At 64.0% G+C, this 26,598-nt stretch carries 25 protein-coding genes and 2 pseudogenes; 19 read left to right on the forward strand and 8 right to left on the reverse strand.

Going from position 1 to position 26,598, the window contains the following annotated elements:
- Positions 1–5: 5 nt before the first annotated feature.
- Complete coding sequence (locus tag ABVK50_RS09265) at positions 6–944, forward strand: GntR family transcriptional regulator (protein WP_353641835.1); 939 nt, start codon at positions 6–8, stop codon at positions 942–944.
- 321 nt (positions 945–1,265) lie between these two features.
- Here ABVK50_RS09265 and ABVK50_RS09270 read toward each other — a convergent pair whose 3' ends face one another.
- From ABVK50_RS09270 to ABVK50_RS09280, 3 genes are all read right to left on the reverse strand, one after another.
- Positions 1,266–1,511 carry a hypothetical protein gene (locus tag ABVK50_RS09270; protein ID WP_353641834.1) on the reverse strand — a complete coding sequence of 82 codons (246 nt, stop codon included), beginning with the start codon at positions 1,509–1,511 and terminating at the stop codon, positions 1,266–1,268.
- 150 nt (positions 1,512–1,661) lie between these two features.
- Complete coding sequence (locus ABVK50_RS09275; protein WP_353641833.1) at positions 1,662–3,143, reverse strand: ATP-binding protein; 1,482 nt, start codon at positions 3,141–3,143, stop codon at positions 1,662–1,664.
- Entirely contained in the window at positions 3,140–3,859 is a 720-nt protein-coding gene (locus ABVK50_RS09280; RefSeq protein WP_353645971.1) for a response regulator, read from the reverse strand. Before ABVK50_RS09280 ends, ABVK50_RS09275 begins: the two co-directional genes overlap by 4 nt.
- A 311-nt stretch (positions 3,860–4,170) precedes the next feature.
- Between ABVK50_RS09280 and ABVK50_RS09285 the strand changes: the two genes are divergently transcribed.
- The 9 genes and pseudogenes from ABVK50_RS09285 to ABVK50_RS09325 all read left to right on the forward strand — a co-directional run.
- Positions 4,171–4,641, forward strand: a complete 471-nt coding sequence (locus ABVK50_RS09285) for a (2Fe-2S)-binding protein (protein WP_353641832.1) — start codon at positions 4,171–4,173, stop codon at positions 4,639–4,641.
- Positions 4,642–4,646: 5 nt separating this feature from the next.
- Entirely contained in the window at positions 4,647–6,827 is a 2,181-nt protein-coding gene (locus ABVK50_RS09290) for a molybdopterin cofactor-binding domain-containing protein (protein ID WP_353641831.1), read from the forward strand.
- Positions 6,814–7,149, forward strand: coding sequence for a c-type cytochrome (locus ABVK50_RS09295; protein WP_353641830.1), 336 nt, complete (start codon positions 6,814–6,816; stop codon positions 7,147–7,149). The genes ABVK50_RS09290 and ABVK50_RS09295 overlap by 14 nt, the downstream gene beginning before the upstream one ends.
- Positions 7,136–8,398 (forward strand): NAD(P)/FAD-dependent oxidoreductase, encoded by a 1,263-nt coding sequence (locus ABVK50_RS09300; RefSeq protein WP_353641829.1) that lies wholly within the window; start codon positions 7,136–7,138, stop codon positions 8,396–8,398. Before ABVK50_RS09295 ends, ABVK50_RS09300 begins: the two co-directional genes overlap by 14 nt.
- Before the next feature lie 5 nt (positions 8,399–8,403).
- The gene (soxX, locus tag ABVK50_RS09305) at positions 8,404–8,847 is read left to right on the forward strand and encodes a sulfur oxidation c-type cytochrome SoxX (RefSeq protein ID WP_353647024.1); all 444 of its coding nucleotides are present in this window, start codon (positions 8,404–8,406) and stop codon (positions 8,845–8,847) included.
- A 2-nt stretch (positions 8,848–8,849) separates the two neighbouring features.
- On the forward strand, positions 8,850–9,335 hold the full coding sequence (locus ABVK50_RS09310) for a SoxY-related AACIE arm protein (RefSeq protein WP_353641827.1): 486 nt from the start codon (positions 8,850–8,852) through the stop codon (positions 9,333–9,335).
- The gene (gene soxZ / locus ABVK50_RS09315) at positions 9,335–9,655 is read left to right on the forward strand and encodes a thiosulfate oxidation carrier complex protein SoxZ (RefSeq protein ID WP_353641826.1); all 321 of its coding nucleotides are present in this window, start codon (positions 9,335–9,337) and stop codon (positions 9,653–9,655) included. Before ABVK50_RS09310 ends, soxZ begins: the two co-directional genes overlap by 1 nt.
- Positions 9,655–10,434: a sulfur oxidation c-type cytochrome SoxA gene (gene soxA / locus ABVK50_RS09320; RefSeq protein ID WP_353641825.1), complete on the forward strand. Its 780-nt coding sequence runs from the start codon at positions 9,655–9,657 to the stop codon at positions 10,432–10,434. The genes soxZ and soxA overlap by 1 nt, the downstream gene beginning before the upstream one ends.
- A gap of 521 nt (positions 10,435–10,955) precedes the next feature.
- Positions 10,956–11,081 (forward strand): annotated as a pseudogene (locus ABVK50_RS09325) (glycerol-3-phosphate acyltransferase); the annotation flags it as partial.
- Between the two features lie 156 nt (positions 11,082–11,237).
- Here ABVK50_RS09325 and ABVK50_RS09330 read toward each other — a convergent pair.
- Positions 11,238–12,050: a class I SAM-dependent methyltransferase gene (locus ABVK50_RS09330; protein WP_353641824.1), complete on the reverse strand. Its 813-nt coding sequence runs from the start codon at positions 12,048–12,050 to the stop codon at positions 11,238–11,240.
- A 111-nt stretch (positions 12,051–12,161) separates the two neighbouring features.
- Here ABVK50_RS09330 and ABVK50_RS09335 point away from each other — a divergent pair, with 111 nt between their 5' ends.
- The 3 genes and pseudogenes from ABVK50_RS09335 to ABVK50_RS09345 all read left to right on the forward strand — a co-directional run.
- The gene (locus tag ABVK50_RS09335) at positions 12,162–13,301 is read left to right on the forward strand and encodes an ABC transporter substrate-binding protein (RefSeq protein ID WP_353641823.1); all 1,140 of its coding nucleotides are present in this window, start codon (positions 12,162–12,164) and stop codon (positions 13,299–13,301) included.
- A complete protein-coding gene (locus ABVK50_RS09340; RefSeq protein WP_353641822.1) occupies positions 13,291–14,370 on the forward strand; it encodes an iron ABC transporter permease in 1,080 nt (359 codons plus the stop codon). The genes ABVK50_RS09335 and ABVK50_RS09340 overlap by 11 nt, the downstream gene beginning before the upstream one ends.
- A pseudogene (locus tag ABVK50_RS09345) lies at positions 14,364–15,113 on the forward strand (ABC transporter ATP-binding protein); the annotation flags it as partial. The gene ABVK50_RS09340 and the pseudogene ABVK50_RS09345, both read left to right, overlap by 7 nt.
- A gap of 137 nt (positions 15,114–15,250) precedes the next feature.
- Here the strand turns inward: ABVK50_RS09345 and ABVK50_RS09350 are convergent.
- Complete coding sequence (locus ABVK50_RS09350) at positions 15,251–16,129, reverse strand: GNAT family N-acetyltransferase (protein ID WP_353641821.1); 879 nt, start codon at positions 16,127–16,129, stop codon at positions 15,251–15,253.
- Positions 16,130–16,378: 249 nt separating this feature from the next.
- On the opposite strand from ABVK50_RS09350, the gene argE reads away from it, so the two are divergent.
- The 5 genes from argE (at position 16,379) to ABVK50_RS09375 (ending at position 21,607) form a co-directional block, all read left to right on the forward strand.
- Entirely contained in the window at positions 16,379–17,503 is a 1,125-nt protein-coding gene (argE, locus tag ABVK50_RS09355) for an acetylornithine deacetylase (RefSeq protein ID WP_353641820.1), read from the forward strand.
- A 16-nt stretch (positions 17,504–17,519) separates the two neighbouring features.
- Positions 17,520–18,443, forward strand: coding sequence for a glyoxylate/hydroxypyruvate reductase A (locus ABVK50_RS09360; RefSeq protein ID WP_353641819.1), 924 nt, complete (start codon positions 17,520–17,522; stop codon positions 18,441–18,443).
- Between the two features lie 13 nt (positions 18,444–18,456).
- A complete protein-coding gene (locus ABVK50_RS09365) occupies positions 18,457–18,813 on the forward strand; it encodes a cupin domain-containing protein (protein WP_353641818.1) in 357 nt (118 codons plus the stop codon).
- A 259-nt stretch (positions 18,814–19,072) separates the two neighbouring features.
- A complete protein-coding gene (locus ABVK50_RS09370) occupies positions 19,073–20,116 on the forward strand; it encodes a tartrate dehydrogenase (protein ID WP_353641817.1) in 1,044 nt (347 codons plus the stop codon).
- Between the two features lie 15 nt (positions 20,117–20,131).
- Positions 20,132–21,607, forward strand: coding sequence for an NAD-dependent succinate-semialdehyde dehydrogenase (locus tag ABVK50_RS09375; RefSeq protein ID WP_353641816.1), 1,476 nt, complete (start codon positions 20,132–20,134; stop codon positions 21,605–21,607).
- 111 nt (positions 21,608–21,718) lie between these two features.
- Here the strand turns inward: ABVK50_RS09375 and ABVK50_RS09380 are convergent, their stop codons facing one another.
- Positions 21,719–22,408, reverse strand: a complete 690-nt coding sequence (locus ABVK50_RS09380) for a haloacid dehalogenase type II (protein ID WP_353641815.1) — start codon at positions 22,406–22,408, stop codon at positions 21,719–21,721.
- Between the two features lie 324 nt (positions 22,409–22,732).
- Here ABVK50_RS09380 and ABVK50_RS09385 point away from each other — a divergent pair, with 324 nt between their 5' ends.
- Positions 22,733–24,109 (forward strand): aspartate aminotransferase family protein, encoded by a 1,377-nt coding sequence (locus ABVK50_RS09385; protein WP_353641814.1) that lies wholly within the window; start codon positions 22,733–22,735, stop codon positions 24,107–24,109.
- 42 nt (positions 24,110–24,151) lie between these two features.
- Here ABVK50_RS09385 and ABVK50_RS09390 read toward each other — a convergent pair whose 3' ends face one another.
- Both ABVK50_RS09390 and ABVK50_RS09395 read right to left on the reverse strand, forming a co-directional pair.
- The gene (locus tag ABVK50_RS09390) at positions 24,152–24,628 is read right to left on the reverse strand and encodes an Lrp/AsnC family transcriptional regulator (RefSeq protein ID WP_353641813.1); all 477 of its coding nucleotides are present in this window, start codon (positions 24,626–24,628) and stop codon (positions 24,152–24,154) included.
- Positions 24,629–24,859: 231 nt separating this feature from the next.
- Positions 24,860–26,185, reverse strand: a complete 1,326-nt coding sequence (locus tag ABVK50_RS09395) for an FAD-binding oxidoreductase (protein WP_353641812.1) — start codon at positions 26,183–26,185, stop codon at positions 24,860–24,862.
- Between the last annotated feature and the right edge of the window lie 413 nt (positions 26,186–26,598).

A 26,598-nucleotide genomic window follows, 5' to 3' on the forward strand; every position in this document is an offset into this window, starting at 1 on the left:
GCACCATGGACATTACCGACGATCACGATACGGCAGCCGCTGATGGGGCTAGCCCCCTGCAGGTCGATCTCGCGCGGAGGATATTCGAGCGCATCCGCGATCTCGGGTGGGGTGTCGGCACGCGCGTTTCGGTGCCGGAACTCGCGCGAGCCTTCGGCGTGTCGCGTTCGCCGGTGAGCGCCGCCCTCGATCTTCTCGTTGACAGAGGCGTGCTACAACCGCTGGAGACGCGCGGGCTGCAGGTCGCCTGCGATTTGGCGAGTCTCGATCCCGAAAGCATTCTCCCGGCGTCCCCGCAAGAGACGCTATATCGCCGCATGATGCGGGAAAGGGCGCGCGGGGAACTGCCGCAGGACGTCTCCGAGGCCGAATTGATGCCCCGGTACGGCGCATCGCGCGGCGTCGTGCGCAAATTGTTGTTGCGGTTCGCGGCGGAGGGATTGGCCCAACGCCTGCCGGGGCATGGCTGGAGGTTCGTTGACACGCTTGTCGGCGAGGACGCCTACCGCGAGAGCTACGAGTTCCGGATGATTGTGGAATGCGCGGCGTTGCGCTCCCCCAGTTTCCACATAGAGCCACAGCAACTGTCGCCGATCCGTAGTGCGCATCAGCGGATCCTGGCCGATGGCGGACGGACCACCGGCGGCAACGAATGGTTTCGAATCAATTCGAGCTTCCATGAGAGCCTTGCCGCCTGCTCCGGCAACCGTTTCCTAACCGAGGCCGTGCGCCAGCAGAACAATCTAAGGCGTTTGCAGGAATCGGCGGGTTTCGAGGAGCTTCCGGCTGAGCGGATCGAGCAGTCCTGCCGCGAGCACCTGGCGATTCTGGACGCAGTGGAAGCGGGAGATGTCGAGTGGGCGGAAGCACTGCTTCGGCAGCACTTGCGTCAGGCCGCGGAATTCAGCTTCCGCAGCGGTGAAATACCTGGTCGCTCACTTTAAGCGTGTCGTGATACGACTGATCGTGTTCGACAGGCGGCATGTCCGTATGGAAACGACCGTTCTGGGTCCGGAATTCCGGTTCCGCTGGATGTCAGCTGTCGGGAAGGCACGTCGGCTGAGGAACGTCGGCTTAGGGGTCATGAGCGCTGGTCGTCGCGCTCAAATGTTCGGTGAGGACCCGAGCTTCGAAGCTGCGCGCAGGCGAAGCGGCAGTTGTCCCCTGTCGAAACGGCGTCATTCACACGCTGCAGAGCAGGATTCCAGCTGGAGGCGCGGTCGGAATTGACATCCGATCCGCGTTGGTGGAGTTCGGGCGAGCAGCTATTGGGCGCCGGTGCCTTCCAGATAGATGATGATGGCCGTCCGCTGTCCTGCATTTGGGACTGTCATCGACGTGCCGGGCACCGTCTGGCGGGGCGCGGCAAGGAAGGCGCCGAGCGACTGAACGTCCCGGACGATGCCTGGATTCCGCATCGCGGCCGAATAGCGCGCGCCGTCAACGCTGCCAGCGGTGCGGCCGACGATGCCGGACAAATGCGGGCCGGCTCGGTTCTGGCTAGGGTCCATCGTGTGGCAGGCGCCGCCACTCTGGCGAGCGTCGCGCGGAGAGCAGGACACACGGGGGAGGCTGTAAAAAGTCGGCGGCTCCGTTCGGTTCGACAAATGCGGCTTTCGGGTGCAGGCGGCACGGCTGCGCCCGGCTCAGCGGGTCGTGGATCAGACCGGCAACGATCTCAGACCCGCGGGCTTCGAGGCTTCGGGGGCCGGCGCTGGTGCAATGTGCCTTGCCATATCGATCAGCGGCAGCCTGATGACGGCGCGCAGGCCCCCGTTCAGGTTCTCGAGCACGATGTCGCCGCCGTGATGACGGGCAATCGCCCGGGCGATCGACAAGCCGAGCCCAACGCCCCCGGTCTCGCGATTGCGCGACTGCTCCAGGCGGAAGAAGGGGGCAAAGACCTGCTCCATATCGGCGGGCGGAATGCCCGGCCCTGAGTCCTCCACCATGATGTCCAGGCTGTCGGGCTTCCTGATCACGCTCACGGTCGCGCGCTCGCCGTAGCGGACGGCGTTCTCGACAAGATTTCGGATGGCCCGGCGCAGGGAGTCCGGGCGGCAGCGATAGAGCACCTTGGGCTCGTCCATCACGGTGACGTTCTGGCCGAGCTCGGCGAGGTCGTCGCACAGGCTGCCGACTAGTGCGGAAAGATCAACCGTCCGCGTCGCCTCGACCGTGGCGTCCTCCCGCGCGTAGGCGAGCGCGGCTTCGGTCATCGTCTGGATCTCCTCGATGGTCTTCAGCATCTTTTCCTGAAGATCGTGATCCTGGACGAACTCGGCGCGCAGCCTGAGCGATGTCAGCGGCGTGCGCAAATCGTGGCTGATCGCCGCCAGCATGCGCGTACGGTCCTCGACAAAGCGCTGCAGGCGCTCCTGCATGCGGTTGAACGCCTCGGCGGTCCGGCGGATATCGTCCGGCCCGGATTCCGGCAGCCGCGGCACGGTCTCACCGCGGCCGAACAGCTCGGCGGCGTTGGCAAGGCGGCGCAACGGTCGGGCGATCGCCCGCGCGCCGAAGATGGCGATGGCGGAAAGGATGACTGCGGTTAGCGCCAGCGATATCGCGGACTGCGACGTCCAGAAGGTGTTCGGCATTGCCTTGGCGAAGGCGGCGTTCAGCCAGGTGCCGTCCTCGAGGCGGACGGACAAGCCCATGCCATTGGGAGCCGCATCCATATAGAGGAACTTGGCCGGCCGCGAAAACGGCGCGCCATTTTGCGAAAGATCCAGCATGCGCGGCGGCACCGAGGGGTCGGCGGTCTCGACCCCGGTCGAAGCCTGTCCGTTCATGTAACGGGCATATTTGGCGGCGATGCCGGGCAGGGGCTTGGCGAGCTGGGCGAATGCTTCCTTCTGCCAGGCGAGGGGATCGCTCGGTCCGTCGCTGGACGTCCAGAAGCGCGTGTAGGCCGTGCCGCTCACGTCCAGTATGTCGGGCCGAAGGGACGGCGGCGTCGTCTCGAGCAAAAGGGCGAGCGAGGAGGTGCGGCTCACGAATTCGCCTTTTGCCGCCGCATGCAAAGCCTGGCCGCGTTCTCCCCATGAGATCAGGAAGGTGATCGCCTGCGAAAGGGCGAGCGCGAGCAGTACCAGCATAAGGAAGCGGGCCGCCAGGCTGCGTCTCCATATGAGCATCATGCCTGGCCCACCTCGGCCGTAAAGCAATAGCCGCCGCCCCAGTGCGTCTTGATCAGCACCGGATTGCGCGAATCGGCCTCGATCTTCTTGCGCAGCCGGCTCACCTGGTTGTCGATTGCGCGGTCGAAGCCGTCGGCGGTGCGCCCGGCGGTGAGATCGAGCAGTTGGTCGCGGCTGAGCACGATGCCGACATGCTCGATGAAGGCGGTCAGCAGGCGGAACTCGGCCGTACTCAGCGCAACCGCTACGCCATCGAGGCCGACAAGCTCACGGCGACCGACGTTCAGCGTCCACCGATCGAAGCGCAGTGCGCTCGACTTCAGCCGGCCGCGCTGTGGCGGCAGGCTGTTCACCCGCCTGAGGACGGCCTTGATGCGCGCCAGCAACTCGCGCGGGTTGAAGGGCTTGGTTAGGTAATCGTCGGCTCCGATCTCCAAGCCTACGATACGGTCGATCTCTTCGGCCATTGCGGTCAGAAAGATGATCGGAATGTCGCCGGTGCCGCGCACATGCCGACAGGCGGCCAATCCGTCCTCGCCCGGCATCATGATGTCGAGCACGATGAGGTCTGGCAGGCTGCGGTCGAGCAGCCGCTTGAGCGCCGCCGTGCTGTCGGCGACGCTGACGCGATAGCCCTGCTGGGTGAGGTACTTCCCCACCAGATCGCGAATGTCCCTGTGGTCGTCGACGACCGCGATGTGCTGTGCCGCTTCCATGCAATGCTCCAGGCCCGCCGAATAGTCGGCCAGCACCGACGATATCCAGTCGGCGTCTACGGATGTTCACCTTCCGCGCCATGACGGCAATCTCGCGGCACTTCAACAAAGCGTGAGAAATGTAACGAAATGTATCAGCCGCTTCTGCCTGCGACAGCTTGCGATGAACTGCCGGTGACCGGGACAAGGTTCTGCGACAGCTTCCACCTAGCTTGGCCGGGTCGCTAGCTGGAACTTCCCCCTGCCGCCCTGCCACGCCGCGCGGCCTGGTCGGTTGATTCCCCCACCAGCCTTGATCGAAAGGAACGCAAATGGCCAGACTGACCATCAACGGAACCTCACGGGATGTCGATGTCGATCCGGATACGCCGCTGCTGTGGGTGATCCGCGAGCAGATCGGGCTTACCGGGACGAAGTACGGTTGCGGCGTGGCCGCCTGCGGTGCCTGCACCGTCCACATAGACGGCGTTGCCACGCGCTCCTGCGTGCTTCCGGTGAGCGCGGTAGAGGTGAGCCAGCAAATCACCACGATCGAGGGGCTTTCGCCGGACAGTTCGCATCCGGTCCAGCAGGCCTGGCTGGCGCTCGACGTGCCGCAATGCGGCTATTGCCAAGCCGGCATGATCATGGCGGCGGCGGGCCTGCTGTCACAGAACCCGAATCCGTCCGACGAGGACATCAACGCCGAGATCACCAACATCTGCCGGTGCGGCACCTACAACCGGGTGCGCGCCGCCATCAAGCTGGCCGCCAATGGCGGCGAAGCCACACAGCGCGGTTGAGGAGGATGGTCATGAACGCGACAATCGTCATTTCGCGCCGCAGTTTCATCGTCAGCGCGGCCTCCACCGCCGGCGCCCTGTCGCTCGGCTTCAATGTGCCTTTCCTCAAATCCGCGCTCGCGCAGGGTGCCGAGACCACGCCCGAGGTCAACGCCTGGGTGGTGATCCGGCCCGACGATACGGTGGTGATCCGCATCGCCCGCTCCGAGATGGGGCAAGGGACGCTGACTGGCCTGGCGCAGCTCGTAGCCGAGGAGCTGAACTGCGACTGGTCGAAGGTCACGACTGAATATCCGTCGCCGGCCCAAAATCTCGCCCGTGACCGCGTTTGGGGTAATTTCTCCACAGGCGGCAGCCGCGGCATCCGCGAATCGCATGAATATGTGCGCATGGGCGGCGCGACCGCCCGCGAGATGCTGATAGCGGCCGCTGCCGCCGAATGGGGCGTGCCGGCCAGCGAATGCGCGGCGAACATGGGCATGGTCACGCATGCCGCGTCGGATCGTGCGGCCAGCTACGGTCAGCTGGCGGCGGCTGCCGCCCAGATGACGCCTCCGGCCAACGTCCAGCTCAAGGATCCGAAGGACTGGACCATCGCGGGCAAGCCGCTGCCCCGGCTCGATACGGCCGACAAGCTCAATGGCTCCCAGGTCTACGGCATCGACCTGAAGCTGCCCGGCATGCTTAATGCGGTGGTCCGCGCCTGCCCGTATTTCGGCGGCAAGGTTGCGGGATTCGACGCCGCCGCGGTTGCCGACATGCCCGGTGTTCGAAACATCGTCCAGGTCGACGAGACGGCCGTCGCCGTGGTCGCCGACACATGGTGGCAGGCGAAGACCGCGCTCGACGCGCTTCCAGTAACCTGGGACGAGGGTCCCAACCGGGAAGTGACGAGCGCTTCCATCGCCGCAATGCTCTCGGAAGGACTCGATGCCTCCGACGCCTTCATCGGGGCCGAGGCTGGCGACGCCCGCGCGGCGCTGTCGTCGGCGGCCCGCACGGTGACGGCGACCTACGCCTTCCCCTACCAGAACCACGCCACGATGGAGCCGATGAACGCCACGGCGCTCTACACGCCGGATCGCTGCGAGGTGTGGGTGCCGACACAGAACGGCGAGGCGAGCCTGGCCGCGGCTGCCGAGGCCGCAGGCCTGCCGGTGCAGCAATGCGAGGTGCACAAGATCCATCTCGGCGGCGGTTTTGGCCGGCGCGGCAATTTCCAGGACTATGTGCGCCAGGCCGTCGGCATCGCCAGGCAGATGCCGGGTACGCCGGTCAAGCTCATATGGTCGCGCGAGGAGGACATGCTGCACGGCGCCTACCATCCGACGACGCAATGCAAGCTGACCGGCGCGCTCGACGCGGACGGCAATCTGACCGCCCTGCACATGCGCATATCCGGCCAGTCGATCCTGGCGTCGGTGCGGCCGGAAGGCATGCAGGGGGGCATGGATCCGGTGGTCTTCCAGGGCCTTGTCCTCAGCGGAACGGAAGGCACGCTGGGCTATACGGTGGACAACCTTTTGATCGACCACGCTATGCGCAATCCGCCGATCCCGCCGGGTTTCTGGCGCGGCGTCAATCTCAATCAGAACGCCGTCTACATGGAATGTTTCATGGACGAGCTCGCCCATGCCGCAGGCCTGGACCCGCTCGCTTTCCGCCGCAAGCTGATGGCGAACAATCCCAAGCACCTCGCCGTGCTGGAGGCAGTGGCGGAGCGGATCGGCTGGGACACGCCGCCGGCGGCCGGCATCCATCGCGGCCTGGCGCAGATCATGGGCTTCGGCAGCTATGTCGCGGCGGCGGCCGAGGTATCGGTCACCGACGGACAACTGAAAATCCACCGTATAATTGCCGCCACCGACCCCGGTCATATCGTCAACCCTGCGCAAATTGAACGGCAGGTCGAAGGCTCCTTTGTCTACGGCCTCTCCGCCTGCCTCTACGGCGAATGCACGGTCAATGGCGGCCGCATGGAGCAGGAGAATTTTGACAGCTACGAGGTTGTGCGCATGGCCGACATGCCGGCGGTGGAGACGATCATTATGCCGTCCGGCGGTTTTTGGGGTGGCGTCGGCGAGCCGACCATCGCGGTGGCGGCACCGGCAGTCCTCAACGCCATCTTCGCGGCCACCGGAAAACGCATCCGCACGCTGCCGCTGAAGAACCATGAGCTGGTGTGATCTCACGAAGGGCAGGCGCGGACGATTTTCCGCGCCGGTCCTGCTTGCGGCGGTCGCGGCGAGCGCACCGGCTTTTGCCGGTGCGCCGCCCGGCGCGACGGCCTGCACCGGTTGCCACGGGCCGGCGGCTCTCGATACGGCGATACCGTCGCTCGACGCTCATGCGGCGGCCGACATCGTTGACCAGATGCAAGCGTTCCGGACCGGCCAGCGCGACGCTACGGTGATGGGCCGCATCGCAAAAGGATTTTCCGACGAAGAAACGCGCGCCATCGCCGAATGGCTCGCCCAACCGGAGGCAGCACGCCATGCCGAGCCGTAGAGCTGTCCTCGGCGTCGCTGCGGCCAGCGTCGCTGCGGCCGCGTTCCCCTTGCCGCAGCTGCGCGCACAGGCCCGACCCCGCGTGGTCGTGATCGGCGGCGGCTTTGCGGGGGCGAGCTGCGCCCGTGCACTGAAGCAGATGGACCGGGACCTGGCAGTGACACTGGTCGAACCGGAGGCGGCCTATGTCGCCTGCCCATTCAGCAATACCGTCCTTGCCGGACTGCGCGGCATCGAAGCGCAGACGTTCGGCTATGACGGACTTGGCGACGTCGGACTCATCCGCAAGCGCGCAGTCGCAGTGGATGCTGAGCGCGGCCGCGTTCGTCTGAATGATGGCACGAACATCGACTATGCCCGGCTGGTGCTGGCGCCCGGCATCGAGCTCAACTTCGACGCGCTACCCGGCTATGACGCGGCCGCCGCGGAGATCATGCCGCATGCCTGGAAGGCAGGGCCGCAGACGCTGCTTCTGCGCGACCAGCTCGCGGCGATACAGGACGGCGGGACCGTCATCCTTTCGGCGCCGGCCAATCCGTTCCGCTGCCCGCCCGGGCCGTATGAGCGGGCGAGCCTGATCGCGCACTACCTCAAAACCAGCAAGCCGCGCTCCAAGCTGATCATCCTCGATGCCAAGGACGCCTTCTCCAAGCAGCGGCTTTTCGAGGCGGCGTGGCAGGAGCTTTACCCCGGCCTGATCGAATGGGTGCCGCTGTCCGCGGGCGGCCAGGTGACGGAAGTCGATGCGGCGACCAGGACGTTCGTGACCGAGTTCGGCAGCCACAAGGCCGATGTCGCCAGCGTCATCCCGCCGCAGCGGGCGGGCGCGATCGCGCAGGTCGCCGGCGTCGCCGATCAGACGGGCTGGTGCCCGATCGATCCGGTCACCTTCGAGTCGCAGCTCCGGCCCGGCATCCATGTCATCGGCGACGCGGCGATCGGGGGGGCGATGCCTAAATCGGCCTTCAGCGCCAACGCCCAGGCGAAAGCCTGCGCGGCGGCGGTCGCGGCCCTCCTGCGCGAGCGGGAGCCGACCCAGCCGAAGCTCATCAACACCTGCTACAGTCTGGTGGCGCCGGACTACGGCATCTCGATCGCCGGCGTCTACCAGCCACGCGACGGCTTGCTTGCTGAAGTCGAGGGCGCCGGCGGCACCAGCCCGCTCGACGCGGCCAAAGAAGTCCGTGAGCTCGAAGCCGCCTATGCCGAGGACTGGTTCCGGACGATCACCAGCGAAGTGTTCGGATGAGCAGGATGGCAGGTCTTGCTCTGGCGATCACGATGCTCGCAGCCTCGCACTCTGTCGGCGAGGAAGCGGGACCCTATGTGGTGACCGGCGACGGGATTCTTCAGCCGCTCACCGGCGCAAAGGGCGAACCGGCGCGTGGAGCCGCGCTGATCACCGACCGGCAACGCAGTCTCTGCACGCTCTGCCACAGCGGCCCGTTCCCCGACCCGCATCTGCACGGCACGCTGGCGCCCAACTTCGCGGGCGTAGGCGCGCGGCTCTCCGAAGGCCAGATACGGTTGCGCGTCGTCGACATGAAGCGGCTGGTACCGAACACGATCATGCCGTCCTACTACCGGATCGCCGACGAGGAGGGCCAGCGCGTCGCCGCCGGCTGGCGCGGCAAGCCGATCCTGTCGGGCACAGAGATCGAGGACATCGTCGCCTATCTGGCGACGCTGAAGGGGTGAGGATGCACGATCTACGCCGAAGTCACGGTCTCTCGTTTCCTGTTCGACGGCGGCAGGTGCTGGCAGCCGGCATTGCCGGCCTTGTGGTGCTCAGCCTGCCGCGGCGGGCGCTCGCCCGGCCGAGTCTCGAAGAGGCTATCAACACTTTCACCGGCGGAGCCGAGGTGCTGGAAGGCCGCGTCCGGCTGGAGCTGCCGCCGCTGGTCGAGAACGGCAATGCCGTCGGGATCACGGTCACCGCCCAAAGCCCGATGACCGCGGCCGACCATGTGCGGCGCATCGGCGTCTTCAACGAGAAGAACCCGGAGGCGAGTGTCGCCGTCTTCCGTCTCGGCCCGCGCTCCGGGCGCGCAGAAGTCTCGACGCGCATCCGGCTGGCGACCTCGCAGGTCGTCGTCGCCGTCGCCGAGATGAGCGACGGCAGCTTCTGGTCCAGCCGGGCGAGCGCCATCGTCACGCTGGCCGCCTGCATCGAGGATCTTTCGTGATGGCGCGTGCACTCATTAACGTGCCGGAGACGGCCAGGCGCGGCGAGATCGTCCAGGTCAGGGCGATGATCGCCCATCCGATGGAAACCGGCTACCGCATGGGCACGAACGGCGCAAACATCCCGCGCGACATCATCCGCCGCTTTATCTGCGCCTATGACGGCGAGGAGGTGTTTTCCGCTGAGCTCTTTCCGGCGGTGTCGGCGAATCCCTTTATCGCCTTCACGCTTGTCGCCACGACGAGCGGCACCATTACCTTCGCCTGGACGGACGACGCCGGCGAGACGCAGACTGCGTCGGCCGAGATCGCGGTGAGTTGATGCGCGCCCTGCGGGGCTTTGCGGGTATGGCCGCTGCCTTGATCTGCAGCGTGGTCGCCGCTGCCGAAATCGAAGATGGGGACAGGCGATCCGGCTTCGACTTCATGACGCCGGAGACACAGGCGCTGCAGGCCGACGACATAGCCAATCCAGGCATGCTGTGGGTGCTGCAGGGCGAGCAGCTCTGGCGACAGGCTGACGGCCGAGTGAGCATTGCCTGCTCCCGCTGTCATGGGGATGCGGCTCAGTCGATGCGCGGCGTCGCCGCCCGCTACCCCGCCTTCGACGAGGCGACAGGGAGGCCGATCGACCTTGCCGGACGCATCAATTCCTGCCGTGCCTCAAGGCAACAGGGCGAGCCACTGGCGTCGGAGTCGGACGAGCTGCTGGCTCTCACCACCTACGTCGCGCACCAGTCGCGCGGCATGCCGGTGACGCCGGCAGCCGACCCGCGGCTCACCCCGTTTCGCGACAATGGACGGCGCCTGTTCCAGGCTCGCATCGGCCAGATCGACCTCTCCTGCGCTTCCTGCCACGACGACAACTGGGGCAAGCGGCTGGGCGGCGCCGTCATTCCGCAGGCACATCCGAACGGCTACCCGCTCTACCGGCTGGAGTGGCAGGCGGTCGGCACGCTTCAGCGGCGGCTGCGCAACTGCATGATCGGGGTGAGGGCGGAGCCGTTCGCCTTCGGCTCGGCCGAATTCGTCGACCTGGAGCTTTACCTGATGGAGCGGGCGCGCGGACTGCCGATCGAAGCGCCGGCCGTGCGGCCGTGACGCCCGATCGCTCCTTGCTGGCTCAAGGGAATGATAGCCGAGTGGTCGGCGGCCGCGGAAACGGTTGGTGACGGTTTGCCGCAGACTCCCGCTGCCAGCAAACAGCCGGCCAAAAAACGGCGGTCGAGACAGACGGATACAACTTCACCCCTGGATGGCAAACTCCTGCGACAAGCGCGGCTTATGGTCCAGCGGTATGAAGTGGAGTCTAAAAAATGCGTCATTTGCCCGATTCTGAGCGACCGCCTTATGTGTCCGACCGCTTGTCGGCGGTCAGCCACGTCCCAATGCAGTTTCTGATGAGCATTGGCATAGGAGCGGTCATGCTGACCGCGATCTCGCTTGCTGATTTGGCGCCGCCAAAGGAGGGAGCCGCCGGGTTCGTTAGCGCTGAGCATACCAGTTCCGTCGACCTACGCTCGACGTCGACCTGCTCTTTCCCAACGCTTTCGGCGCTGCAACTGGGGCAGACGCGGCTATGATCTAGCAGCCTCCGCCATCGAGCAGCGCCGCGTCGCCGCCGTTCGATCTGGTTGAATTTTACAGGCGGCAAATCGGCAGCGACCGGGTTAGGCGTCTTGTTGGCGATGTCTTGGCCCGTAGGTTTGGGGGCCGGTGTCGTGCTGGCTATTTCTCGGATTGTTTCCCCCGGTTGCCGCCGGTGATGTAGCGCTGGGCGGTCTCATACGGACTGGGAGCGAGCGGAAGGACTGCTGTCAGGATTAAGACAGACAGCGAGATCGATCGATGTTTTCGATGTCCTCGCAACGTTGCGAAGACGCCGCAACTTCGACGTTTCATGGTTAGAGACGAGACCTGAAAGCTCGCGCCGGCTTGGTCGCGCGGATCGCGTAGCGATGCTGCGTCGAGCGTTCCAGCGCCTTGAAGAACCCCATGTGCCGCGCCTGCGCGCGATGAATCGCGCCGAGCCTGGTGTCTGTCACAGGCGCCTCGAAGCCCGCCTCCACGAGATGCGCGCAGACCTTGTCTGCTTTGGCGCCGCGCGAAAAGTGGAGCCGTGAAAGGATGTTGCGATGACGCTCTGCCATCGCCTGGTCCAGTCCGCCGGACGGCTCGATTGTCTGGCGGCCAGTGATCTTTCCAAGGGCGGTGCGGAGACGGGCCGCCCAAGTTTCGGTGACGAAATCACCGTCGACGATCAGCAGCCGACCGCCGGGCTTGAGCAGCGCGAACCATTCGGCGAACGCCGCTTGTGGATCGACCAACGTCCAGACTAGATGACGGGTGACGAGGACGTCGTAGCTTTTCTTTTCTTCGAGCGTACGCTCCGCGTCGCCGAGCAGGAATCGGATATCGCTCTCCCTCTGCGCTGCCTTCGCACGCGCTTTGGAAAGCATGGCCTCAGACCAGTCGAGCCCCGTGACGGCATAGCCCAGATCGTGCATGAGATGGGAGACGACGCCCGTACCGCAGGCGAGGTCCAGCGCTCGTCGCCCCTCACCGGGACCCAGATGCCTGAGAATCAGCCCGTGCCACGCCGTGCGCTCCCGCTGGGAGAAGATTTCATGTCCCACCGAGAGGTCGAAGGTCTCGGCACGCGCCGACCAATAGTCGCGTATTTCGTCCCGCAGCGAATAGTTGGTTTCGCCCGCCATTTCGAACCCTTGTTGCCGTTCCAGTTTGGAACGGCTCTAAAAGATATTTCTTGATAGGTGAAGTCATCTTTTATAAGCCGCCTCTGGCAATCCACTTCAAGAGAGGGCGCGATGAATTTCCGAAGGTTGGCAGCAGTTACGATGGCGGCCGCCATCGTCGGCCTGTTGATGACGCTGGCCGCAAGGGCCGAAATGGTCACAGTGACTGACATCACGGGCCGCCAGGTCGAGGTGAACGTCCCGGTCGAGAGGGTAATCCTGGGTGAAGGCCGGCAAGTCTATCTCGTCGCGGCGCTCGACACCGAGGATCCGTTCAAGCGCATTGTCGGCTGGCGCGAGGACTTCAGCCAAGCGGATCCGGACAATTACGCTGCCTATCTCGAAAAATTCCCCGGGGTGGCGAAAATCCCCACTTTCGGCGGTTTCAAGGACGGCACCTTCGACGTCGAGCAGGCGGTCTCGCTTAAGCCCGACGTCATCCTGATGAACATCGAATCGAAGCAGGCCACCGAAGACGCCAAATACATTGAGAAGCTCGCCGCCGCCGGCATTCCGTTGGTCTATGTCGATTTCCGGGAGCGCCCCTTCACCAACACGGAACCCAGCATGCGTCTGTTCGGCAACCTGTTCGGCAAGGAGGAGCGCGCCGAGGAGTTCATCGCCTGGCGGGCCGCCGAGATCGCGCGCGTTACCGACATCATCGAGAAGGCCAATCCTGAGAGGCCCAAGGTCTTCATCGAGCGCGCCGGCGGATACTCGGAAGATTGCTGCATGAGCTTCGGCGACGACAATTTCGGCAAGTTCGTCGAGATGGCGGGTGGCGACAACATCGCCAAGAACATCATTCCCGGCACATTCGGCACGCTCAATCCCGAACAGATTATCGCCTCGAACCCGGATCAGATCATCGTCACCGGCGGCTGGTGGGAAGCCTATGTGCCGGGCGGCGCTTGGGTCGGCGTTGGCCCCGGCCGCGACGAGGACGAGGCGCTGCGTAAGCTGAAGGCGCTCACTGAGCGGCCGGCGCTGACAGGCGTGAAGGCCGTCGAGAACAACCAGGTCCACGCCATCTGGCATCAGTTCTACAACAGCCCCTATCAGTTCGTCGCGATCCAGCAGATGGCGAAGTGGCTGCATCCGGAACTCTTCGCCGACCTCGACTCAGATTCGACCTTCAGGGAGTTGCATGAGCGCTTCCTGCCCGTCGCCTACAGGCCCGGCCACTGGGTCTCGCTGACCGATGTCGACTGATACGAGGGCCGTCGGCGCCACAATCGGCCGCACCGAGGGACAAGGGCGTTACCGCGCCCTCGTCTGGCGGCGGCAGCTCATTCTCTTTGGCCTCGCCGTCGCCTTGCTCTTCAGCCTCTGCGTCGACCTTGCGATTGGTCCTGCCCGCTACGGACTCGGTGAGGTCGTGCGGGCGCTTCTTGTTCCCGAGACGGTGCCGCAGCAGGTGCGCGTCGTGCTCTGGGAAATCCGCATGCCGGTGGCGTTGATGGCCATCGTCGTTGGGGCGTCGCTCGCCGTGGCTGGCGCGCAGATGCAAACGATCCTCAACAATCCGCTGGCGAGCCCCTTCACGCTCGGCATATCAGCCGCCGCGAGTTTCGGCGCAGCACTTGCCCTGGCCTTCGGAGTAAGGCTTATCCCCGCCGCGGTCGGATATGTCGTGCCGGTCAACGCCTTCGTCATGGCGATGCTCGCCGCGTTCCTCATTCACATGCTGAGCGTCAAGCGTGGCGTCAACGTGGAAACCATCGTTCTGCTCGGCATCGCGCTGGTCTTCACCTTCAATGCACTGCTCGCGCTGGTCCAGTTTTTCGCGTCGGCGGAAGCGCTGGCGGCGGTCGTCTTCTGGACCATGGGCAGCCTCACCAAGGCCACCTGGCCCAAGCTTGCAGTCACCACATTTATTCTCCTCGCGGTCCTCCCCATCTTGGCGCGGCGCGCCTGGGCGCTAACCGCGCTGCGGCTTGGTGAGGACAAGGCGGCCAGCTTCGGCGTCAAGGTTGGCCGCCTGCGGCTCGAGACGCTGATTCTGGTGAGTCTTCTCGCCGCCATTCCCGTCGCCTTTGTCGGCACCATAGGTTTTATTGGCCTTGTCGGCCCGCACATTGCTCGGATGGTCATCGGCGAGGACCAGCGTTTCTTCCTGCCGGCCTCGGCCTTGTCGGGTGCGCTCATCCTGTCAGCCAGTTCGGTCGTCAGCAAGGCGCTCATCCCGGGCACCGTCTTCCCGATTGGCATCGTCACCTCGCTCATCGGCATCCCGTTCTTCATCTCACTCATCCTGTCCAGCACGAGGCGCTCATGGTGACGATCCGGCTCGAGGCGCTCGGCGCGCGCTACGGCAAGAGCCTCCGGCTTCGGGATGTGACGACGCCTGCGTTCAAGGGCGGGGACATCGTGGCCGTGATCGGTCCGAACGCCGCCGGCAAGTCGACGCTCTTCCGGCGCATCGCCGGCCTTCTGCACGGACCGGGAGCCGTGCATGTCGAAGGCGCGTCCCGAGGGAAGAACGGCATCTGCTACATGCCGCAGGACACATCCGCCAACGCGGTGCTCACCGTCTATGAGTCAGTGTTGCTCGCCCGTAAGCAGGGAATGGGCTGGTCTGTAGGCGACGACGATCTGGCTCGCATAGACGAGACCCTTGCCGCGCTCGGCATCTCCGATATCGCCTTCCGGAACATCGGCGAGCTTTCCGGCGGCCAGCGGCAACTCGCCAGCCTGGCACAGACGCTGGTGCGGGAGCCGGAGATCCTGTTGATGGACGAGCCAACATCAGCACTCGATCTGTCGCGGCAGGTGGAAGTGCTCGGCCTCATGCGGGAACTTGCCCGGATACGAGGCATGGTCGTGCTGATCGCCCTGCACGACCTCAATCACACCCTGCGCTTTAGTGATCAGACCATGGTCATCGCGGACGGCCGACTGGTCGCCTGCGGGTCATCGCCGGAGGTCATCACATCCGATCTGCTGCGGGATGTTTATCGCGTCAATGCGCGCATCGAGCCGTGCTCCCGCGGCATCGGCCATGTTATTGTGGATGGCGTGGCGGATGGGGCGTCGGACGGTTATTATGTCGGCAGCGGGAACCGCGTCGCGGATGCCGGAGAGATCAGGAGCGGCAGCAGTTCCGGCCGCATGACCGCAACCGCCTAACGCCGCTTGAGGCGGCGGACATGAACTTGCACTCAGCTCAACGCGTGGCCGGCCAATCCATAAACCCATGGTCCATTGTCTTCCCGGTTCAGGAACCGGCGGCCTTTGGACATTGTCGTCACGGTTTCGGCAATGCCGAGGCCGCTCTGCTGAAGAAACTCGGCAAACACGCCATCCCTCTCGCGCGTATCGACGCGCGTGAATCGGCCTGCCAGCTTTTTCAGATGGACGGCTGTGAGATGCACCGCGTCCTGGTCGTTTCGGGCTACTGTGGGCCCAATCACAAAGCCGCGCCCGAACTCGCGACACATGGAATAGCCAACGATCTCGCCGCCACGGCTCAGAGTGGCTATCGAGGCATCCGCTGCGAGTAACGCAAGTAGCCTCGCACGATCTGTCCCGAATGCGCGCTCGTCCAGCGCGGTAATCTCGCCGAGCCTGTCGCTGGGCAAGTCACTCAGTTCCCCGTCCAGAGCCGACATTGCCGGGAGGGTTTGTGGGGCCTCTCCCTGGCGCATGTAAACGATCGCCTCGCTCGTGAAGCCGAGCGAAACATAAAGAGGATAGGCGGCATGGGTGGCGTTCAGCGCGAGATTGCGATCTCCACATCGCTCGAGGATCTGATCCATGAGCCATCGGCCACCGCCCTGCGCCTGAGCGCGGGGTGTCGTGATCACCAGTCCGATGGTGGCAAAGTCGTCACCGTGAGGAAACCACATCGCGCTTCCGAACACGCGCCCAATACCGTCAACGGCAACAATGCCGTGGCCGGCGCGACGCAGCAGGTCCCAGTCCTTCGGCCGATGCGGCCAGCGAACCGAGATCGACAGCGCATGCAGTAGCTCGACGTCGACATCGTTGATGTCCCGCGCAAACAGTTCGAAGGATTTCAGGCGCACTGATCTCTGCATGTCAGTCGATCCGCTCCTTCAACCGATGCACCCGGGGTTGCGCGCAAGCGGTGTTGATCCTGCCGCCGATTGCCATGTTTGTGACAGTCCTCTTTTGCCGCAACTTTACATCGGAAGGCCAGCAGGTTCCGCTGGTTCGAGACGCTTTTTCGCAATCTTCGGCCGAAGCACGGCGCGATTCGGCAGGGAACACTCCTGCCGGTAGTTACACTGGTGGCGTCCGCCGAGTTGCAAGCAGAAGTAGCCGTCATGAACGTGGAAGAGATTCTCGCGAGGCTGATTGCATTTCCCTCTGTTGTGGGCACGCCAAACGGCGCGATTGTAGATTGGATCAGCAACTACTGTCGAGCAGCCGGAGCCGACGTAACGGTTCTCCCCGGCCCCGAGGGCGACCGGTCCAACCTCTTTGCCACAATCGGCCCGAGTGAGGGCAGGGGTTACATCATCTCCGGCCACATGGACGTCGTGCCGGCGGGCGAGCCGGAATGGAGCTCCGATCCCTTCGTTCTGCGCCGCGACGGCGACAGGCTTTACGGCCGCGGCGCCACCGATATGAAGGGCTTTCTTGCCTGCGCATTGGCCGCGCTCCCAGAACTTGCGGCGATGAGCCTGCGGCATCCCATCCATCTGGCCTTCTCCTATGATGAAGAGGCGGGCTGCCGCGGCGTGCCGCATCTCTTGGCTGCGTTGCCTACCCTATGCGAGCCGCCGCTCGGCGCGATTATCGGCGAGCCGAGCCGGATGCGGCCTGTGCTGGCGCACAAAGGGAAGATGGCCACGCGGCTGGAGGTTATCGGAAGATCCGGCCATTCGTCGCGCCCCGATCTCGGCCTCAATGCCATCCAAGCCATGGCCGGGGTCATCACCTACGCGGTGGGCTATGGCCAGTCTCTCGCCGACGGGCCGCTCGATGGCAATTTCGAGCCCCCATATTCTTCCCTGCAAGTGGGCGTGATAGCTGGCGGACAAGCCGTCAATATCATCCCCGACCGCTGCACTGCCGATATCGAAGTGCGTGCCGTCCCGGGCGTTTCTCCCTCCTCCCTGCTCGAGCCGGTGAAGGCCCGGCTTTTCGCACTGCGCGACAGCGGCTTCGAGGTGGCCTGGCACGAGATGAGCGCCTATCCCGCCCTTGCGCCCGTCGAGGAGAGCGGACTGGTTGCCGTTCTGGCCGAGCTCACGGGGGAGAAGCTGCTCACGGCAGTCAGCTATGGAACTGAAGCCGGGCTTTACCAGCAGGCCGGCATTGACGCGATCATTTGCGGTCCTGGCGAGATCGGCCGCGCCCATCGTCCGAACGAATACATCGAACTCGGCGAGCTCGCGGCATGCCGAAAGATGATCGAGGACCTCGGCGCACGACTTGCGGCGTGACAGAAGGGCGGTTTCGATGGCGTTTCTCTTCAATTCCGATGCAGCCCGCAGTTCTGTCTTTCGCGAGGTCTTCGCGCGGGAGCTGCCGGACCTCGAATTCTTCCAGTCCGGCCACCGCGTGGAGCCCGAGAAGGTCCGCTATCTCATCACCTGGACGGTGCCGGACGACATCTCGCGGTACAGCAATCTTGAAGTGCTGTTTTCCATCGGAGCGGGCGTCGATCAGTTCAAGGCGGATATCGTGCCCGGCCATGTGAAGTTGGTTCGCATGGTCGAGGACGGCATCATCCGCATGATGCAGGAATACGTCGCTCTCGGCGTGCTGGCGCTTTACCGCGACCTGCCTGCCTACCTCGACCAGCAGAGAAGGCACGTCTGGAGGGGCATTCCCGCGCGCCAGGCCCATGAGTGCCGAGTTGGCTTTCTGGGGCTCGGCATGTTGGCACAGGCGGCGATCGAGCGCCTGAAGCCGCTCCAGTTTCCGCTGGCCGGGTGGAGCCGTAGCCAAAAGCAGATCGACGGCGTCACCTGCTTTCACGGCGCGGATCAGTTGCCCCACTTTCTGAAGCAGACGGACATTCTTGTCTGCCTGCTGCCGCTGACTGACCAAACACGCGGCATTCTAAATGCGCAGCTCTTCGCCCTGCTGCCCGCCAGGGCGCGTCTGCTGCATGTCGGCCGCGGTTCGCAACTCGACCAGACCGCGTTGGTCGAAGCGCTCGACAGCGACCGACTTGCGGCGGCGATGCTCGACGTCACCGATCCGGAGCCGCTGCCGGAGAACCATCCGCTGTGGTCGCATCCCAAGGTGATAATCACCCCGCACATCGCGTCCGTGACCCAGCCGCATACGGCGGCGCAATCGGTCGTCGAAAACATCCGGCGCCACCGCGCCGGGGAAGAACTGATCGGCCTCGTCGATCGGACACTTGGCTACTAACAGGAACCCTCACATGTCACTTCTGATCACGATCGACACGAATCCTTCCTTCGCTCCCAAGGAGTCATTGCCGTTGCCGGAGCGGCTCATTTCCGGCGCTCCATCCTTCAAGAGCTGGCCGCAGGATGCCTCGAAAGGCGAGAAGGTTCTCAGCGGCGTCTGGGAAGCGACGCCCGGCGAGACGCATTCGATCAAGGGCACCACCTACGAGTTCTGCCACATCCTTTCGGGCGTGATCGAAATCGAGGAGAAGGGCGGAGAGACCAAGACCTACCGCGCCGGCGACAGTTTCGTCATGAAGCCCGGCTTTGTCGGCGTCTGGCGCACGATCGAGACCGTGCGCAAGATCTACGTCGTCGTTAATGACTGAACCCAACGCCAGTGGTCCGGCCGCATAGAGCGCGCCGCGACTGCGGAATGATCGACTTCCAAAGGGCCGTCTGACGCAATTCTACGCAGTCAGGCGGCTCATCCTCGACGAAAAATGCGGCGCGCGGTCCCCTATTGTTGCGACGAAGCCTTCCGACCGGCGGATATAAGCATTCCGGGATCGGCAAGGCTCCCGGTCGCGAGGCCTGTCTCGCCCCTCGCAATCGAGAAGCGTGCTCATCGTCCTCAAGGTGCCGTCCATGAAAACCTACTCCATAGCGCTCATTCCCGGCGACGGTGTCGGCAAGGACGTGACTGACGCGGCATGGCAGGTGCTGCTGGCGGCGGCACGGCGAGGCGGTTTCGCCCTCGACGGCACGAACTTCCCGTGGTCCTGTGCCTACTATTTGGAAACCGGCGCAATGATGCCGCCGGACGGCATCGAGACACTGCGGAAATTCGACGCGATCCTCCTCGGCGCTGTAGGCTGGCCAGCGGAAGTGCCGGATTCGGTATCGCTTCATGGACTGCTGCTGCCGATCCGGAAAACCTTCACGCAATATGCCAACATAAGGCCGCACAGGTTGTTGCCGGGAGTCGAAGGCCCCCTCCGCTCGGAGGGCTTCGACATCCTTTGCATCCGCGAGAACACGGAAGGCGAATATTCCGGCGCCGGTGGGCGTGTTCATTCCGGCACGGACAACGAGGTAGCGATCGAGACGGCAATCTTCACGCGTCCGGGCGTCGAACGGATTCTCAGGTTCGGTTTCGAACAGGCGCAGGCGCGCCGCAAGAAGCTCGCATCGGTCACGAAATCCAATGCACAGAAACACTCCATGGTGTTCTGGGACGAGGTCACGCGCGAGGTGGCGAGGGACTATCCCGATGTGGAGGTCTCGCCTTACCACATCGACGCCATGGCCGCGCGGATGGTCCTGGCGCCGGATAGCCTCGACGTGGTCGTCGCCTCGAATCTGTTCGGCGACATCCTCACGGATATCGGAGCAGCCATCCAGGGCGGGCTGGGTTACGCCGCCTCGGCCAACATCAATCCCGATCGTAGCGCGCCTTCGATGTTCGAGCCGGTCCACGGTTCGGCGCCCGACATCGCACATCTCGGTATCGCCAATCCAATCGCCGCGATCTGGTCCGGCGCGATGATGCTCGAGCATCTGGGCGAGGGGCATGCTGCAGCCGAAGTGATGTCGGCGATCGCGTCCGTAACCGCACGGGGAATAGGCACGATCGCGGGCAAGGACAGGACAGAGACAATCACGCAAGCCGTGCTTGCGGCATTGAGCTGAAAAGGGGAGAGGCTGATGAATGCAATAACGAAGATTGGCGTCTTTAACGATGCTGACCTGTTGCGGCAGCAGGCGCTGATTGGCGGCATCTGGCGGGATGCGGATACGAAGGCTGTCGTCGATGTCATCAATCCTGCCAGCCTGACCGTTCTTGGCGCCGTTCCCGATATGGGCGGCGGCGAAACCAGGGCCGCAATCGACGCCGCGGCAGAAGCATTCAAAAGCTGGAAGAAAAAGACCCACGCCGAGCGTGCCGCTCTTCTCGAGCGCTGGCACGACCTGATGCTGGAGAACGCAGAGGATCTGGCGCTCCTCCTGACATTGGAACAGGGCAAACCGCTTGCCGAGGCGCTCGCGGAAATCCGCTATGGCGCCTCCTTCGTGAAATGGTTCGCGGAAGAGGCGCGCCGCATTGGCGGATCGACCATTCCGTCGCCTACTTCCGATCGCCGCATTGTCGTGCTGAAGGAAGCCGTCGGCGTGTGCGCCATCATCACCCCGTGGAATTTCCCGAACGCGATGATCACCCGCAAGGTGGCTCCGGCGCTGGCCGCCGGCTGCACAGTTGTCATCAAGCCATCGGAATTCACGCCGTTCTCAGCGCTGGCGCTCGGCGTTCTGGCGGAGCGCGCGGGCATTCCGGCAGGCGTGATCAACATCGTCACCGGCATGCCGGCAGACATCGGCAAGGAGCTGATGGCCAACGAGACGGTGCGCAAGATCTCCTTCACCGGTTCCACGCGGGTCGGCGCGCTTCTGATGAAGGGCGCCGCCGATAGCATCAAGCGGCTGAGCCTCGAACTCGGCGGCAACGCGCCCTTCATCGTCTTCGACGACGCCGATCTCGATCTCGCCGTGGAAGGCGCGATAAACTCGAAATTCCGCAATGGCGGCCAGACCTGCGTCTGCGCCAACCGCATTCTCGTGCAGGCAGGAGTCTACGAGGCGTTTGCCGCGAAGCTCGCCGACCGAGTTGCCAAGATGAAGGTCGGCTCCGGAACGGATGAAGGTGTTGCCATCGGGCCGATGATCAACGGTGCCGCCATCGAGAAGATCGAGCGGCACATCGCCGATGCCCTTGAGAAAGGCGCAAGGATTATCGCCCAGAGGGATACGGTGCCGGAGGGCCGGCAATACGCCCGTCCCATTCTGCTCGGCGAGGCGACGACCGAAATGCTGCTGGCGTCGGAAGAGACGTTCGGACCGGTAGCGCCGCTTTTCCGCTTCGAAACCGAGGAGGAAGCCATCGCGATCGCCAACGGCACGCCCTTTGGTCTCGCCGCCTATTTCTTCACGGAGAATCTCAAGCGGTCCTGGCGCGTTGCCGAGGCGCTGGAGTTCGGAATGGTCGGGCTCAACACTGGCCTGATCTCCACCGAAGTCGCACCATTCGGTGGCGTGAAGCAGTCGGGGCTCGGACGCGAAGGATCGCAGCTCGGGATCGAGGAGTATCTCGAGGTGAAGGCGCTGCACGTCGGCGGACTGCACTAGAGGCTTTGCCGGCGCGAACAGCGCGGACTAGCAATGAGAAAGGGGCGGTCGAACCGCCCCTTTCTCATTCGATGCTTCAGATGCCCCGATGCAGCGGGAGGATGGCCGGCCTCAAGCGATCTTCCGGACCTGCTCCAGGCCGACGGCGGCGGCGAGCCCGCCGATATCCTTGACCTCGGTGTATTCGTAGAACGGGTTAGCCGGCTCATGGCCGCGATTGATCCAGACCTTGCTCTTGATGCCGAGGTCGTAGGCGGTCATCAGGTCGTAGCGGAACGAGGAGGAGACGTGGGTGATATCCTCCGGCCCGCAGCCCAGCTTGTCGAGCATGTATTCGAAGCCCTTCATCTGTGGCTTGTAGGCGCCGGTCTCCTCCGCCGTGATGACCATGTGGAAGGGCGCGCCGAGTTTCTCGACATTTGACGGGATCTGGCTCTTCATCGCGTTCGACAGGATCACCAGCGGGATCTCCTTAGCGACCTTGGCCAAGCCAGCCGGCACATCCGGATGCGGGCCCCATGTCGGTACTTCTTCATAGATCCGCTGGGCATCCTCCGGGCGGAATGCGACACTGTGGCGCTTGCACGTACGCTCGATGGCATTGTGCACGACCTCGGCGTAGGGCTTCCAGGCACCTAGCACCTCGTCCAGGCGATAGGCTGCGAAATCCTTGATGAACTGCGTCATTGCAACCGCGGACAGTTGGGAGCCGTAGACGCGCTTCGCGGCACCGGCCATGTCGAAATTGGTCAGCGTGCCGTAGCAGTCGAAGGTGATATATTTCGGTCTGAACTTGGTCATAGCGACCATCCTCCTAATCCTCTCGGCACAGCGTGCCTGTACCGCAAGCACCATAGTCAGCCGCTGGGAAGACTAATCGCCGCATTTCATGCGATCCGAAGCAGATCGTTTTGTATTCCATCGCTGCTTTGGCAGAGAGTTGCGCCAGCCGTCCCCCTCCGGCTTTGGCGGGGCGGGCTTGTGGGCCATGCTTCGGCAGAAGATGCGGCGCGGGCGGCGATGGATAGCGAAAACGCGTTGCGCATGGACGGCGGTCGGGACGAACTGCTGCCTTCCGCGGTTTAGCCTATGCACCTCAGGCACTCGGTTTATCTGGAGGAAGAAATGCTTGCGAATTCGCTGATCGAACTTGATCGCGCGCATCTGGTTCACCCGGTTGCGTCCTATCGCAGCCATGAGGCGATGGGCGTGCGGGTGCTGAAATCCGGCAGGGGCGCGACTGTCACCGATGCCGCGGGACACAACCTGCTCGACGGGTTCGCCGGTCTGTGGTGCGTCAATGCCGGATACGGGCAGGACAGCATCGTCGAGGCTGCTGCCAAGCAGCTGCGCGAGCTTCCTTATGCAACCGGTTATTTCGGTCTGGGCTCCGAACCGGCCATTCGGCTGGCGGCCAGGCTGGCGGAACTGGCGCCCGGCGACCTGAACCACATCTATTTCACTCTCGGCGGCTCCGACGCGGTGGACAGCACGATCCGCTTCATCCGCTACTACTACCACGCTAAGGGGACGCCGCAGAAGGACCAGTTCATCTCGGTCGAATATGGCTACCACGGATCATCGACTACGGGGTCCGGCCTGACGGCAATTCCGCTGTTCCATGCAGGTTTCGGGGTACCTTACGACTGGCAGCACAAAATCCCCTCGCACTATGCCTACCGCAATCCTGCCGGCTCCGAACCGCAGGCCATCATTGACGCTTCGGTCGCCGCCCTGCGGGGTAAGATCGCGGAAATCGGGGCGGACCGCGTGGCCGCCTTCTGTGTGGAGCCGATCCAGGGCTCGGGCGGCGTGCTCGTTCCGCCGGCGGGCTGGCTGAAGGCCATGCGCGCGGTCTGCACGGAAAATGGCGTCCTGTTCGTCGCCGACGAGGTCATCACCGGCTTCGGCCGCACCGGTCCGCTATTCGCCTGCGAGGAGGACGATGTGGTTCCCGATCTTATGACGACCGCGAAGGGATTGACCTCCGGCTACGTGCCGATGGGAGCAGTCTTCATGTCCGACCACGTCTACAACACGATCGCGGACGGGGCCGGCAAGGCACTCGTCGGCCATGGGTACACCTATTCCGCACATCCCGTGAGCGCGGCGGTCGGCCTCGAATGCCTGCGCCTCTACGAAGAGGGCTTGCTGGACAACGGTCGGAGAGCCGGGAAGCGCCTTATGGAAGGTCTTCATTCGCTGGCCGATCACCCGCTGGTCGGCGACGTACGCGGTCGCGGCATGCTGGCCGCGGTCGAACTGGTGACCGACAAAGAGCGCAAGACGCCCTTGCCGCCGGAGGCCGACCCTGCGCGCCGCATCTTCGACCGCGCATGGAACAACGGCCTTGTCATCCGCGCCTTCGCCAATGGCGTCCTGGGCTATGCGCCGCCTCTCTGCTGCACGGATGAGGAGATCGACGGGATCATCGAACGCACCCGATTGACGCTCGACCAGACGCTCGAAGACAAGGACGTGCGGGCGGCGATGACAAGATGACTGGCGGGGCTGCCGCCGCGCATGGGCGGGGCAGCCTCTTCCTCATTGGTCGAATATGGCGTCGAGCGGAAGGTGAGACTTCACGATGGGGGACTTCAGCACGACAAAGCTGAAGTACTTGTCGATGCCGATATCCATTTCGATCAGGCGCTCCATGATCGTCTGGTACTCCGTAATTCCCGCCGTGATGAACTTCACGAGATAGTCGTAGCCGCCCGAAACGAGATGGCATTCGATAACGGAATCGATCTTTTCGACCGTCGCAAGAAACCGTGCGAAGTCGTTCTGCCGATGGTTCCTGAGCGTGATCTCAGTGAAGACGGTTAGCGTTTGCCCAAGCTTGGAGACATCGATCTGCGCTGAATAACCGGTGATGAAGCCCTCCGCCTGAAGCTTCTTGACCCGCATCAGGCAGGGGCTCGGTGACAGATGCACCAGGTCAGCGAGCTCCACGTTGGATATGCGGCCGTTCTTCTGCAATTCGGACAGGATCCTGATGTCGATATTGTCGAGCTTCATGAAGAGACCCCATCAAACCAAGATCTGCGGATGGCCCCGCGGACAGCGTCCGTCATTACTTGAGAGGGCCGGCAACAAACCCGCGTTGAGCTAGCTGGCGCTGATCGGATCGGGCTCTGAAGCTTTGGAGTCATGCGCTTATCATAGCATCGACCAATATCTTGTCCCATCTGGCAAGCGGGAACCGACACCTGCGTTTCGCGCCAAGAGTGCGGCCGCCCCAGGCTCTGATCAGAATTCCGCGACCTTGCCCCACGCAGCCGTCTTCAGACGCTCTGGCAGGTATGGACGCGGATCGACGATCGGCTCGCTGCCTGTGATGATGTCTGCAATCATATGTCCGGCGCCCGGGCCAATTCCGAAGCCGTGACCGCTGAATCCTGCCGCCAAGATGAAGCCAGGAATCCCCTCCACTTCACCGATGGCGGGAATTCCGTCGGGGGTGCTGTCGATATAGCCCGCCCAGACATCGGCAATAGTGACGCGGCGGAACTCGGGGATCAGCTCGCAGGCGCGCCGATAGGTGAGACTGATCTGACCCAAGTCCGGCCGCGGATCGAGTATCCGGGTCCGTTCCATGGGTGTCACCTCACCAGGCGACCATTTGGCAAGCGTTTCATGACACTGCCGCCAGCCCTCCAACCCGCCCGGCGTCAGGCTCCGCCAGCGGCGCGCGAACATGGGCACGAACTCCCGGCCGAACCTGAATTGCTGCGGCGTCGGGTCGACGCGCGCTCGCCCGCTGATGGCCAGCGTGTATCCGCCGTTGCCGCGCCGCGTCAGCGAGGCGCGCGCGGTATGCAGGGCATCCGGCACGCCGTTAGCTCCGGGCGCCACGGCGAGAATCGACTGGCGCACGGAAGCCTGCGGAAAACGAATGCCGAGCTGGTTACAAAACGATGATGCCCACGCGCCTCCGGCCATGACCACGGTCTTCGTGCGGATGGCGCCTGCTTCGGTCACCACAGCGCTCACCCGGCCGGCGCTCAGTTCCAGACCGCGGGCCGCGCAGTGCTGGTGTACAGTTCCGCCCGCCGCCATGATGCCGCACGCGACAACTGGCACGGCCTTGGAAGGATCGGCGGTTCCGTCCGTCGGGGAGAACACGCCGCCTTTCCATTTCCGACCGGTCGCCCTGCCTCGTTCCGTCGCCTCCTCCGCGCTCAACACGTGCGTTGTGACGCCGACCGTCCGGGCAAAGTCGCGCCACTTTGCCCACCCTGCCACTTCGTTGTCGTCCTCAGAGAGATAAAGCAGCCCACAGCGGCGGAAGCCGGTGTCCTCGCCCGTCTGCTCTGCCACCTTCTCCCAGAGATCGAGGCTCTTTGTTGCCATGGGCAATTCGCGTGCGTCGCGGTTTTGCTGGCGGCACCATCCCCAATTGCGGCTGGACTGTTCGGCGGCCACGCGTCCTTTCTCAAGCAGGGCGACGCTGACGCCGCGGCGCGCCAGATAATATGCCGTAAACACTCCCACCACACCGCCGCCGATGACGACGACGTCGACCTCCCGGGGCAAGGACGGGCTGGACTCAATGTTCATGAGCGGCGCGGGCATGGACGAGGCTCCGGTGTTTTGAAGCATCCTAACCTTCGGTCCGCGGAGGCAGGCTGCGGAGTTCGTGCCTGAACGGAATATCCTGCCGTTAGCCGCGTATAGGACAGGCATTTGTTGCGCGAAAGCTCCCACCTCACCGGGTCCAAGCAGGAGTACACTGCGTGCAGCCGCGTCATCTGCATGGGCTTTTCGGAACGAGGCGCGCAACGTCCACCGTGGTCCGAGTACCCTTGGACGACATTGCGGTGTGCCGCGCGAATCCAACCGCTCGATGGCATCGCCATGCAGGCAGGCGCGCACTACCGGATGAACGACACGGCGGTCTGATCCCGGTTTCTAGGCTGGAACAGGTGCAGAGTGAAATGCCGATCTGGACGGTTCATTCAGAAGTTCCTGCTGCCCGAGGGCCAAGT

The organism is Mesorhizobium sp. WSM2240 (assembly GCF_040438645.1).
In the GTDB taxonomy this organism is placed as follows: Bacteria; Pseudomonadota; Alphaproteobacteria; order Rhizobiales; family Rhizobiaceae; genus Allomesorhizobium.